A 12923-nucleotide genomic window follows, 5' to 3' on the forward strand; every position below is an offset into this window, starting at 1 on the left:
TATTCATTGGTGATGTATATGAAAATGATGCTAGACTAAATAGTAGACACAGATTGTTATAATAAAAATATCAACTATAACGAGGTGTGTCAGGATGGCAAGAGGTAACGGCAATCGATACGAAGAGGCATTTAAAATTGAAACAGTTAAGTATATCAATGAAAACCATAAGTCTGTAGCTCAAGTTGCTAGAGAAGTGGGGGTCAATGAAAATACTTTATATAGCTGGTTGAAGAAATACGGCCAACAACCAGAGATTAAAGCTGTAAAATCTTTTTCCTCAGAATCAGCTGAATTAAGGGCCCTTCAGAAAGAAATTCGTGATCTACAGGAGGAGAATGAAATTTTAAAAAAGGCGATGCACTACTTCGCAAAAAGCCCTCGGTAAAATATGAATTCATTCATGAAAATCGCTCCCAATTCCGAGTGGAGAAGATGTGCAGCGTTCTGGGAGTTTCTAAAAGTGGTTACTTCAAATGGTTAAAACAACCGATAAGTAACAGGAAGAAACAACACGAGAAATTATCACAAAAGATTTTACAGACCCACCTAGAATTCAAGCAACGTTACGGCAGTGTTAAAATTGCTAAAACGCTCAATAGTCGTGGCGTAAAAGTAAGTGTGCGTACGGTCTCACGTATTATGACAAAGAACCAATGGAAGTCTTGTATAGTCAAAAAATACAAGGCTACGACCAATTCGAAACATGCACATCCAGTAAGTGAAAATGTCTTAAATCGACAATTTAAACCTTGTAAACCAAACCAAGTGTGGGTAACGGATATAACTTATATCCCGACCAATGAGGGCTGGTTGTATTTAGCAAGTGTAATGGATTTATATTCTCGTAAAATAATAGGTTGGGCAATGGGCAAAACCATGACAAAGGAATTGGTTATCTCTGCATTAAAGATGGCTTACAAGCGTCAAAAACCCGGAAAAGGTGTTATTCATCATTCAGACAGAGGTGTTCAATATGCTTCTTCTGAATATCAAAAGCTATTAAAAAAATACCATATGGTTGGTAGCATGAGCCGAAAAGGAAACTGTTATGACAACGCTTGTATCGAGTCCTTTCACGGTATTCTTAAACGTGAGCTAGTGTATCAAATAAAATATAAAACTAGAGAAGAAGCGAAGAAATCATTGTTCGAATACATCGAGTTCTTTTACAATTCAAAGCGGATCCATTCAACGTTGGGATACTATACGCCGAATGAATTTGAGCGAATGTATAGAAAATCTGCAGCTTGATTTTACCTTCATAAAAAAGTTTAAATCGCACTTTATTTAAACTTTTTTATGAAGGCAACCAAGCGAAAGCGCGGTAGAAAAATCTGTGTCTATTTTCTTGACGTAGTATCAAAATGTCGAACCACTTACGGATTTCGTTGTCATCTGTTCGCCGCAAAGATTTTTAGAACATCCTGTATAAAAGGTTTTTCCTTGCTGTGCAATTGTAACATTGGTGTTTTAAAAAAATACATATGGATCATAACTGGTCCAACCGCCAGTAACTTTAGTTATTGCATAATGGGTTAATGAATTTTTAGTACTAGTAGTATAATATATACGTGAATAAGCTTTTACACTTTTTGATGGAGTGTCGAAATTATCATCCCCTTTATCCCCAGTAGCTTGAATGTTGAACATATTATCGTCATTATTTAAATCTAGTGTTGCAAAAGATGTAGTGACAAAACTTTCTTCTAAGCTCTCATCTGTTTGTTCAGATGTTAGTTTTTGTGTAGTACTTAATACATCATTTGTAGAAAAAGTCCCCTTATCTCCTGAAAGTATAACTGTTGAATTTAATTGTCCATCAATTTCTTCATTATCTGTGATTCCATTAAGTGCTCTTTCATAAAGAGTATCTATATCTGTAATTTCTTTCTCCTTCTTCAATTTGTTATTCTTTTCATCGGCAAAAGCATTATAAGACGAAGACAGCATAAATAAAACTAACAATGCACAAATTGAATAAAATAGTCTTTTCATATTATAATCTTCCCTCTTTTTTTAAACATATAAAGTAATATTTATTAGTTTGTCTTCATTAATAGGTTTATAAGAACTATTAATTCACTAGAACGAAAAGTAAATGACAAGAAAAGTTAGTAGAGACTAGAAGTTGAAAAAGATATTTTATAAGAGGCAATAGATGAACAAAATTAGAAAGGAAATAAAAAGGTACCTAAAAGAAATTGCTACTAATTACACAGACATAAACTAAATAATTCATGAATCCCCACTTACATATGATTTTTTACAAAAAAATAGTCAGTTACACTGCAACCTTCCGACAATTGACTGAATGGTTTTTATACCTTAGTCTAAAATTGAGTCAACATCATTCTTTTCTTAGAGGATGAATTTTTATGTAGTTAAATAAGAATGCTTTTGTATATATTTATTTGGAAGGTAAAGGGGATTGGATCCAAAGCTAATATTTACATATCTATCACCGTCCTTATCATTTATAATTGAATTTTAACATAAAATTGGCTGAATTGGTAAAATTTTTATAAAATTAAATAAAATAGGCTTTATTTACTAAAGGTACCGAATCGAATCACGAGGGAGTATGTTTTAATATATTTGTAAGTATATATTTTTTTACGAAACGTATTATGATTTGTCTTTCTTATCAAGAATATTTGTTTATATCTTCAGTTTCTTCATTCTTTGAAAGAAATTAAAATGATATTATTTAGTTCACCTTATTAGTTAATGTACGTAATCTACCTTCAAGCTACCAGCAAGCATTAGAAGAGTAACTTCACTACCTTACCTTATCTGGTTAAGGTCGGGGTGCCTTTTTTGTGTATCTAACTGCGTTACTGCAACGATTAGAGAGTTGAATCCTTTCATCAACTTAGTGCGTTTTTAAGTAATCAACAGTAGCACCCCTTTTTAATTATTGGAGGTTACCACTTCTCACCTTGCTGTAATACTGTTATTGCCATTAAACCATATAGTGGAAATTTTCAGCTACTAAATTAAAGATCTATACACACTTCAAGCCCCATTAAAAATTTTACTGATAATGGACTTACCTTTGTAAATATTATTTCCAGACTGTACACCTATATTGAAAAACTTTCAGAACCTATCAATATCATTTCAAATATCCTTTTTGTCGGTTCCATTGGCTCTACCCCTAATTCGTTCATTAGAATACTTTCACATTTTTTATACCATTTTATCGCCTGTGGCCGGTTATTTTTCTGATAATAACAATACATAACAAGCCGGTAAGCCTCTTCCCAAGTGGAATCCATTTTCAATATTCGCTCACACCAAATAATAGCTTCATTCGGATCATTGTTTTGCACACATAATTGGGCCATTTTTTCAGCCCCTCGTAAGAAAACGGTTAGTAACCTTTCCCGTTCTGTAGTGGACCAAACATCACGTCTTTCAGACAAAAAATCCCCTTTATAAAGCTCTAGTCCTTTTTTTAATATATTCCTAGCCTTATTGGGATACTTTTCATCCAATCCAGCATATATCCATTCCTCAAATTGAATGAAATCCACATCGATAACCGCTTTCGGATTTAAACAGTAAGTATTGTTGTGGCGGTGGATAAAAAATGGATTTGCCCTTGCCTTGCGATGGGGTTCTAAGGTCCGATTCAATGCATTTAATAGTACTTTAAATTCTTGGTCCATGCTTTTATCGTCTGCATCCGGCCAAATCTTTTGGTAAATTTCCTCCTTACTCCACCACTTCCCGCGATGGGTAAGAAAAAATTGAAATAATTCCTTTGCCTTTCCACGTTGCCAGTCTTTTTCGTCAATCAATCTATCTCCTAGCCACACTTTAAAAATTCCAAGTGTTTCTACTTTTAAGGTATATCCAGGATGTGAGTCTAATTCTTCATATCCCATTTCCTTTAAAATTCTGTATGTAAAGGCAGAATGTACATTCAACTCTTTCGCTTTTATAAGTAATGGCATAATAGATTGTAAATCTTTTGGGCTAAACGGGGTTTTTCGCAAAAAAATAAATTCATAGTTTCCAAGCTGGACTTCCTTTAGAAAGGAAGAAATAGCACTATAAAACTGTTCTTCCTCATTCGTTTCAAAAGTTAGGAATGCATTCCAAAGCTCTGTTAGCATCAGCCCATACGGATCCCCGCATTGCACGAAGTTTTCCTTTGCATCGCTTAAAAACCTTCTTGCATCATCAAGCTCATCACTAAAAAAATGGGCTATTCCCATGCATAGTTGGATAAAGGAAGACAACCATAAATCGTAAACCTTTTCCGTCTCCTCCAATGCCATTTTTCCAAATTCTTTTGCCTTCTCATACTCTCCTATGCGGCTGTATAAAATACATAATCCCATATATGGCTCAGCTTTTCCGCGAGAAATTTTCATTTCCTCCATCATTTTTAAGGAGGTCATATAGCATTGTTCAGCAAGCTGGATTTCATATTGATCAAGTATTTGAACAGCACTTCCCATCCTCATCCAGCCGCATGCCTCTACAAAGGAGCTTTTATAGCGGATACCCCTTTCGATTCCTCGTTGCGCCAACTCTTTTGCTTTTTCAGCATTTCCCATACATGCTTCAATGAAAGAAAGCAGAATATCTGTTTCTCTATGTGATTTTGGCAAGATGCTCACTTCAGTACTTAGGCGTCCTGTAAGCACTCGTTTTGCCATTTCCAGCTTGCCCGTTCGCAAATAAAGCCGCGCATCCAAATTTCCATCATGAAGCTGCTGGTTTTGCATTTTTCCTTTCTCGTAATACTTTTCCGCTTTGCTTGCCTGACCGGAGTTAACGAAATTTTCAGCCATTAAAAAATACAAATGCTGCTTCTCTGATTCTTCTGCATCAGGGTGAGATTCCGTTGCCTCTATGGCTAATTGCAAAAATCTCTCTGCCTTTCCAGGTTGTATCGTGTCCAGATAAATTTTGGCAATCCCCTCATACGCTTTTCCGATTAAGTTCAAATGATCATTCCCAACCGAAGCATTAATTAAATGCTGATAACATCTCTCCGCTTTCTCATAAAAGGATTGGTACCTAAGAACCTCTCCTTCGTAAAACCATAATATTTTGTACCGATCCTTAACCTCATCCGGTAATTTTTTTAATTTCTCATACAAGCTTTCCAAGCGTCCGCTTTGTAACATATCATTCGCGTTTTTTTCCAACAAATAGCCAATCGGCTCAAACAGATGTATTTGTTCGTAATGGTAAACGGCTTGTTCCCATAGATTTATTTTTTCATAGTATCTAGCACAGCGTTCATGAAGCTGCCGATAAAGGCTTGCCTGCTCTTCTTTTAATTTTTTTTGCAAGGATGCCCTAAATAGTGCATGGAAGCGATATTGTTTGCTTCCCCAAATTTTATGCAGAAATGCATTTCGTTCTGCTAGTTGTTCCAGCATTAAATCTGAACCTTGAATTCCCAGAATTTCATCACAAACTTGAGGTGTAATATCTTCGAAGATGGAGGTCTGTTCAAGGAAGCTTTGAATAATGGGAGATTGTTTCGAGAAAACCTCTATTGCTAAATAGTGAAACAATTCTTCCATGGAAGAATGATGATAATGTAAAATTTCTTGGATAGATGTGCCTTTTTCTATTTGCTCGGCAATCATGCTAAGTGCAATCACCCAGCCTTCGGTTAATTGAAAAATGGATTGAAGTTGCGTGTCCTCCACTTCCAGCCCATAAAAATCTTGAAAAAGCAGTTCAACCTCTTCCTTATCTAAGGTTAAGTCTTCTTCCAAAATCTCCAATACTTTTCCGGATACTTTCCATTTTGTTAATAGATTCCATTTTGGTTTATTTCGAGTAGAAATGACAATATGAAAGAAACCCGGTAAATGTTCGATTACCCTTTCAAGCCATTGATTTATAGTAAAAGAATGGTCTACTAAATGAAAATCATCGAGGACTAAAATCGTTTCATTCTGAATATGGGATATTTCATTAATGAACAAAGCACAAAGGGAATAGATTTCTTCATCTCGAATATATTTATCCATTGTATTCATATATTCCATTAATTCTGCACCCAAAAAAGGATAGCGCTTTCTTAAAGAATAAACGATATAGGTTACAAAAGGAATAATATCATCATCATTTCCCGATATGGTATACCAGCAAAAATTTTGTCTGACATCATGAATGTATAAACTCAAAGCAGAGCTTTTTCCATACCCAGCACCGGAATGAACAATCGTTAAGGAATATTGAACTGACGTTTTTAGTTTTCTCATGAGGCAAGACTTACGAATATGGGTCTTTTTTATCAGCGGCGGCATCAATTTTGTATCTACGATGGTAAGTTTCGTATTCAATGATCCTCCCCTCTTTCATTGATAGTTTAGCAATGCGCATGCGCCTTGCTCATCGGCATATGGATTTCGTAGTCTTCGACTGAGATAAAGGCAACCGTGTTGAGGTTGCTCACGAACTAATGTTGACTTATCGCAGGGAGGGGACGGAGAAATCCACTAGCCGACAGCCGCTTGCGCTAGGCAAGTTAATCTTGTAATTTCATTATAGAATAAAAACTTATAGTATTTTATTTATTCCCCGAAGTTAATAACTGACTTTTTAAAATATTTTATCACATTTCAACTTATATTTGGGAGAGAGGCAGTTAATCGTTAAGCCTGTCTTTGTTCCTTTTCCGTTTTTCTCGCTAATCTTTTTTCTATTCTTTTTCCAACTAACCATAAAATAAAGATTGCAACAAGTACAATTGCAGTTCTTAAAGGTTTTTTCACCAATGAGAAAATATCATAACCGACATAGCTGATAAAGAATACCATTACCATTTTTCCTGCGAACACAGCCAGTGTATATTGTAAAATGCTGATTCTTGATAAACCTGCCACTATGTTCACGACTGCTGAAGGAGTAAACGGAAAACACATCATTAAAAATACGGGACCAAATCCATGTCTTTCTACCCAGCTCATCACCTTTTGCACTTGTTGATTTTTATAAAGAAATGCAAGTGCTTTCGTTTTTCCAAATTTACGGATGACTAAAAATACGAGAATCGCTCCTATACTGCAGCCAATCCACGAAATTAGAAAGCCTAGCCAAAATCCAAAAGCATTCGCATTTGCCATGACGATTAAAAACAATGGGATAAAGGGGAAAAACGCCTCTAATACAATGAATAAAATACCCGGTAATGGACCTAGCGAGCGATATTGTTCCATTAAATGCATAATATTTTCTACAGTGAACCAATCTTTTAAAGTATGAAAATCCATCTGATTTCCCCTATTCTTTATGTATCAGAATATTTCCTATGTGAAGTATAGCATATAAGCATGACGGAGTTTAGGCAGAATACGGCTCTTTTTCCAAAAAAGCTTAATCGCAATAAGTAGCATTTTGTGAGTGGATGATTTCTTCCATCTCTGGTTTTATACACGTAAAAAGGTTCCTCTATGGAATTACCAACACAAAAAAGTTTTATTATGTACTCCAAGAAAAAAAGTAACCTCTTGTTAAAACTGAGGTTACTTTTTAGAATCGGTTATTACCCATTATTTTAAACGTATTGCAAGAACCAATCTCTAATATATTCCAATCGGTTTATTCTCAGTTCTGGCTTTCCACTTCTTGAAAGCTCATGATTGGATTCAGGAAAACGGATAAATTTCGCTGTTTTTTCCTGACGTTTTAATGCAATAAATAATTGTTCTCCTTGCTCAATCGGACAACGATAATCCTTTTCACTATGGAGGATTAAAAGCGGTGTTTTAATATCCTTAGCATATGCAAGCGGCGAATGCTTCCAAAGTGTCTCAATATCATTTAAGTCTGCAAGAATTTGCCACTCAGAGAAATAGTAGCCAATATCACTTACTCCGTAGAAGCTGATCCAGTTGGAAATGGAACGTTGTGTAACTGCAGCCTTAAAACGATCTGTATGTCCCACAATCCAGTTCGTCATAAAACCACCGTAGCTTCCTCCTGTTACCCCTAATCTCTCTTTATCAATGAAATCATATGTTTCCAATGCATAATCCACAGCCGCCATCAAATCATTATAATCATTGCCGCCATAATCACCGCGTACCGCATCTACGAATTTTTGGCCATAACCGTGGCTGCCTCGAGGGTTCACAAATAATACAGCAAATCCTTGAGCCGCCAATACTTGGAATTCATTAAAGTACGTATTCGCGTACATGGCATGTGGACCGCCGTGAATTTCAAGTACTAATGGATACTTTTTGCCTTCTTCAAAGCCTGCAGGTTTCATGATCCAGCCATGAACCTTCCAGCCTTCTGCACTTTCGTATTCAATTGGCTCGGCATCTGATAATTCTCTATCCTTTAAGAATACATCATTTGTATGTGTCAGCTGCTCCACTTCTCCTGTTTGCAGGTTTGCCAAGAAAAGTTCACCGGGTAGTGTCGGTTTACTGATTGCTACAACTGCTTGATGTGTTTGTTTATTTAAGCTAAATCCATATACATGTTGAGCTTCATGCAAAGCAGGGTAAATTTCACCTGAAAGATTTCCATAATAGACATGGGTGCTTCCATGGTCCGAAACGATGAAATAAAAGCTTTCATTATCATCCGCCCATTGAACGCCAGGAATCGTCGCTCCTTGCTGGAAATCACCTGCTACATAGTCACCAACCGGCGCATCTAGATCACTGGTAAAGCAATTTAGACTTTTCTCCTCGACATCATAAATCCATACTTTGGAATGCGTCGCATTTTTAAACTCCTGTTCACTTCCAAGGAATGAAAGATATCGGCTGTTTGGAGACCATGAGGTTTGCCAAAATCCGCCTGTACTATTTGTTACTTGCTGTGTTTCTTTTGTTGCAATATTGTATAAAAAGATGTCGGAGTTAAAGGAAAAATCTCTGTCCTCCGCTAAATCTGCCGAATATGTAATATACTTTCCATTAGGCGACCATGAACCTAAGTGGTAATCCTGCTCGCCAGTGGTTAGTTGCTCCACTTCTCCTGTTTCTACATTTACAATACCGATATGTGAATACTGATCTAAATCTAAAAATCCACTTGCATCTGATTTATATTTCATTTTTTCTACGATAAGCGGTTTTAATTCTTTCTTTTCCTTTTCTTCACTTTCGCGATCATGAATCGTTTCATCCTTGCCGAGCGTTACCGAGAATGCTATTTTTTCCCCGCATGGTGACCAAACAGGACTCCCTGCCCCATTTTTGCATAAAGTTAATTGTTTTGCTTCCCCGCCACTCTTTGTTAAACAAAAGATTTGCGGTTTGCCTTCACGATTCGAAACAAATGCCAGCTTGGTTCCATCTGGAGACCAACGCGGCGAATTGGTGCGATGATTTCCAAACGTCCATTGTACGGGCTGTTTTTCCTCCACATTTACGTAATATAAATTGGATACATATTCATTTTTTTCCCGATCAATATGTGTTTGTGTGTATACAACATCTTTTCCATTGGAAGAAAGCTGCGGATCGGTAACTGACTTTAATTCATATAAATCCTGTGCTTGAATACCTTGTCTCTTTTCCATTCCCTATCACCTTCCACTATAAAAATATTGCCGCCAAAATATCGGCAAATGTTATCACCATGTTATTTATTTCGACACCCAAAACATTTTCCCTTCCAAAATTAAAAATATTTCTAAAATAACGGTTACACCGATTTGTATGGATTAAAAATAAGAAGGGAAAATTAGAAAAGCGCGGAGCTCCGCACTTCAAATTTCACCGAGTAAAATTTGAACTGTAATTTTATCTGATGGCAGAAATCCGCTAGCCGATAGGCAGCTTGTGCTAGACAGACCTCACTGGACTAATAATATATAATAAAAAAATTTTATTCTTTGTGTCACTTGAAATACATACTGGGAATAAAGTAATATATAATAAGAACATGTGTTCTATATTAGAAAAGAGGGATTATAGATGACAAAAATACCTGATCAGGATCGTGATATTATCGAACAGGCAATTTATCTGCCTATGGTTTTGACGGTATTAAATCGTGACTTAACCATAATTGATAAAAGTCCTTTTAAATTAAAGAAACCATATCTTGAATGGATTGAGGAGACCATGAGATTCATCCAGAAAGAACTGGCAGAGGTTAAACGATATATGAGAAAGCATCAAATTAAAGTAGAGCGGCTCCAATCAGATGATACCTTTACTATGTATATGTTTTTGTACAAAGGATATGAGGAGCATCATAATTATTTTAATCCAAGGCTCAGAAATCGTACGGAAGAATTACTAAGATACTACCTTTATCAACGCTTTTTAAATCCTTCACTAAATACACCAAAAGAGGCTTAAGGAGCAATCTTTAACTCTGATTGCTCCTCCTCCTTACAGCAAATGATCATTTTTTAATTCATAATTTCGCTTTCTTTCAGATGCTTCTAATTGCATGATAAAGCTTTTCGGCTGACCGATTCTCTTCTCCATATGCTGAATATGCTGGGTAAATCTGATACGTAGCAGGGATGTTCGGTACATTTGATTTTCAAAGGAACTAATAGATACAGGAATAGTCAATGTCTGTTTATTACGGAATGTAACCACAGTAGAATTAGAGCTTGCCTTATCCTGTTTCATTACATGATCGTGTGAGATCCAAATACAATGCGGATTTGTCGGTGATGTCGTAGGAAATAGATAAATTGATGTATGGGGGTCAACGATGATGGGTGCTTTATGTGTAATACCTATAAGACGCTTGGTCCCTTCTTTCCTTCCTAAATAGGACGCCCCGAAGTATTCACAGCTTTTCTTGACAATGTCAATGGGTCTAAATGGTGAAATAAAACGATCCTGCGATTCCAAAACCTCTGTATAGGTTCGCGATCCATATTGTGTTGGAATAATCGCCATTGTATAAGGATTGATTTCATATTCTTCAATTAATGAACTTTTCTCTCCCATAATTTCGCTTCCTTTCTACAATATTTTCCATGTACAACCCTATAATAGCATGTACTTCCAATTTTGTCATTTATTTTTTCTAAAAAATCAGAACTTTCCAGAGAGAAATGTTGAATTTAACCGAAATATGTCTCTTATTAATTGACAGCTGCAGTGTCCTTTATCAGAAAATTACAATTGTTCTGTTGATTAGCCAATTCTTTTCTGCTATAATATTTAAAAGCAGAAGAGGTGATCATCGATGGAAAAAAAGAAATCTTACACAGAATTAATGAAGGATTATGCGATGACACAGCTACAAAATGAAAAATGGATGATGCATATTTACTCAGATATGATTTTAAACGAATTAATTTTGAAGAGGCAAAAGGAACAAATCCTTCGCGAAATTGATGATGCATTAGATAAAAAAGAAAAAGAGCAATTTATGAAATTGACAAATGAATTGAAGGATCTTGAAGAACGCTTCGGCTCGTAGAAAAGTACGGGGAGACGGAGAAATCCGCTAGCCAATGGCTGCTTGCGCTAGACAAAGTCTATATTCGATAAATAATTTAAAAGACAAACAACTTATAACTTCTTAGAAAAAACCCTCTGGCGATATTTCCAGAGGGTATTTCGTTTGCCGTGTTTATGGATTCTTTTTAAACCGATAATGTTCAATCATCTCCATCCGTTCTAACATGGTCGGATGATCATAACGAAAAATTTTTACTAATAAAGGTGGATTTACTTGACTTAACCCCGATTTGGTCAGATCCTGAAATGCTTGAATAGCCGCTTTTTGATTATGCGTCATTTCAATTCCATAGCGATCTGCGCGTGTTTCCTCATAGCGTGAAACCCAATTTGTTAAAGGGCTGACTGCAAACAGTAAGATGGAAATGATAAGTAAGAACAAAGGCAATGAGCTTAATTCAGAAACACCGCTAATTTTTAATTGTTCACCCTTATTACTCACAATTTTATTCATCAAGATGGAAGTCAGCCATAGCCCAACTAAGGATAGTAATAAATATCCTGCAATCCCAAAATATATATGCTTTTCGACATAATGCCCCATCTCATGAGCCATAATGAATAGAATTTCTTTATCATTTAATTGATTGAGGGTTGTATCCCATAAAACTATCCTGGCGTTAGAACCAATCCCGGTCACGTATGCATTAAGGGAATTTGTTTTTTCGGACATATTGACCTCATAAACATGTTTGGCGGGTATATTTGCTTTATCTGCCAAGACAAGAATCTTTGCCTCCAGTTCCTTATTTTTAAGCGGATAAAAATCATTATATAGGGGGTCGATCACAACCGGCTGGATGAACATCATAAAGATAGTGAATGGAATCGATAAAAGCCATGCCGGAATCCACCATTTCTTCTTAAATTTTCTCATTAAGGCGTAAAGAACCGTCACAATAATGAACATAGTGGCTAAATTTACCCAGAAATCAATTACCTCATCCTTCATCCATCCGGTAAAAGTTTGCCTAGAGATATGATACATTTTGGAAAACTTATACGAAATAAACTCCAGTGGAAACGTTGCAAGATAAGCTGAAAGATACAACAAAAACAAAAACACTGCGGATTGGATAATATGAAATCTGGATGTATTTTTTGCCCATCTTTCAAACCCTCTTGAAACTCCAAAGATTAGCACCAGAAAATAAAAGAGCCATTCATATGGAGTCGAAAGAAAAAATAACAAATTCCTTATTTTGGAGTATTCCTCACTAAGCATTAACTCTCTGCCATTTAAAAAAGTAGATGGGTCGACGCTTGTCCCTTTTAAATCCGCAGGAATGGTAGAATTTGCTATGAAAAATAGATACACATACATCAATATACCAAAAAGCAAATAAGCGATTACGGCACGAAAAGCCCACTTTCTTAACATGATTAGCTACTCCTCCCTTCTTGTCCTCTTATATAAATGTAGAAAAAATCGCGTGGAATAGAACAGCTTTTAGTAAGTTTTAAAGTTATAGTAAAAATATACCC

The 12923-nt window shown here is 35.9% G+C and carries 9 protein-coding genes; 3 read left to right on the forward strand and 6 right to left on the reverse strand.

What is annotated here, in order from left to right; translation table 11 throughout:
- Positions 1-94: 94 nt before the first annotated feature.
- A protein-coding gene (locus NSQ59_RS19005) for an IS3 family transposase (RefSeq protein ID WP_200915597.1) occupies positions 95-1254 on the forward strand; the annotation gives its coding sequence in 2 pieces (ribosomal slippage) (positions 95-356 and positions 356-1254; 1161 coding nt in all).
- 219 nt (positions 1255-1473) lie between these two features.
- Here the strand turns inward: NSQ59_RS19005 and NSQ59_RS19010 are convergent.
- The 4 genes from NSQ59_RS19010 to NSQ59_RS19025 all read right to left on the reverse strand — a co-directional run bounded on the left by NSQ59_RS19010 (position 1474) and on the right by NSQ59_RS19025 (position 9523).
- Positions 1474-1998: a hypothetical protein gene (locus NSQ59_RS19010; RefSeq protein ID WP_055740833.1), complete on the reverse strand. Its 525-nt coding sequence runs from the start codon at positions 1996-1998 to the stop codon at positions 1474-1476.
- A gap of 1088 nt (positions 1999-3086) precedes the next feature.
- Positions 3087-6323: a BTAD domain-containing putative transcriptional regulator gene (locus tag NSQ59_RS19015; protein ID WP_235950807.1), complete on the reverse strand. Its 3237-nt coding sequence runs from the start codon at positions 6321-6323 to the stop codon at positions 3087-3089.
- A gap of 312 nt (positions 6324-6635) precedes the next feature.
- Entirely contained in the window at positions 6636-7253 is a 618-nt protein-coding gene (locus NSQ59_RS19020) for a TVP38/TMEM64 family protein (RefSeq protein ID WP_055740834.1), read from the reverse strand.
- A 284-nt stretch (positions 7254-7537) separates the two neighbouring features.
- Positions 7538-9523, reverse strand: a complete 1986-nt coding sequence (locus NSQ59_RS19025) for a S9 family peptidase (protein ID WP_055740835.1) — start codon at positions 9521-9523, stop codon at positions 7538-7540.
- 397 nt (positions 9524-9920) lie between these two features.
- Here NSQ59_RS19025 and NSQ59_RS19030 point away from each other — a divergent pair, with 397 nt between their 5' ends.
- A complete protein-coding gene (locus NSQ59_RS19030; RefSeq protein WP_055740836.1) occupies positions 9921-10310 on the forward strand; it encodes a hypothetical protein in 390 nt (129 codons plus the stop codon).
- Between the two features lie 33 nt (positions 10311-10343).
- Here NSQ59_RS19030 and NSQ59_RS19035 read toward each other — a convergent pair whose 3' ends face one another.
- Positions 10344-10919 (reverse strand): competence protein ComK, encoded by a 576-nt coding sequence (locus NSQ59_RS19035; protein ID WP_055740837.1) that lies wholly within the window; start codon positions 10917-10919, stop codon positions 10344-10346.
- A gap of 241 nt (positions 10920-11160) precedes the next feature.
- Between NSQ59_RS19035 and NSQ59_RS19040 the strand changes: the two genes are divergently transcribed.
- Positions 11161-11397 (forward strand): IDEAL domain-containing protein, encoded by a 237-nt coding sequence (locus NSQ59_RS19040; protein ID WP_055740838.1) that lies wholly within the window; start codon positions 11161-11163, stop codon positions 11395-11397.
- Between the two features lie 153 nt (positions 11398-11550).
- Here NSQ59_RS19040 and NSQ59_RS19045 read toward each other — a convergent pair whose 3' ends face one another.
- On the reverse strand, positions 11551-12819 hold the full coding sequence (locus NSQ59_RS19045) for a M48 family metallopeptidase (protein WP_055740839.1): 1269 nt from the start codon (positions 12817-12819) through the stop codon (positions 11551-11553).
- Positions 12820-12923 lie beyond the last annotated feature (104 nt).

This window comes from Margalitia sp. FSL K6-0131, assembly GCF_038008735.1.
Classification (GTDB): domain Bacteria; phylum Bacillota; class Bacilli; order Bacillales; family Bacillaceae_C; genus Margalitia; species Margalitia shackletonii.

Bases quoted from the DNA above. Each gene is read 5' to 3' on its own strand.
- NSQ59_RS19010 (WP_055740833.1), bottom strand. From the start codon at position 1,998: ATGAAAAGACTATTTTATTCAATTTGTGCATTGTTAGTTTTATTTATG.
- NSQ59_RS19020 (WP_055740834.1), bottom strand. From the start codon at position 7,253: ATGGATTTTCATACTTTAAAAGATTGGTTCACTGTAGAAAATATTATG.
- NSQ59_RS19025 (WP_055740835.1), bottom strand. From the start codon at position 9,523: ATGGAAAAGAGACAAGGTATTCAAGCACAGGATTTATATGAATTAAAG.
- NSQ59_RS19030 (WP_055740836.1), top strand. From the start codon at position 9,921: ATGACAAAAATACCTGATCAGGATCGTGATATTATCGAACAGGCAATT.
- NSQ59_RS19035 (WP_055740837.1), bottom strand. From the start codon at position 10,919: ATGGGAGAGAAAAGTTCATTAATTGAAGAATATGAAATCAATCCTTAT.
- NSQ59_RS19040 (WP_055740838.1), top strand. From the start codon at position 11,161: ATGGAAAAAAAGAAATCTTACACAGAATTAATGAAGGATTATGCGATG.
- NSQ59_RS19045 (WP_055740839.1), bottom strand. From the start codon at position 12,819: ATGTTAAGAAAGTGGGCTTTTCGTGCCGTAATCGCTTATTTGCTTTTT.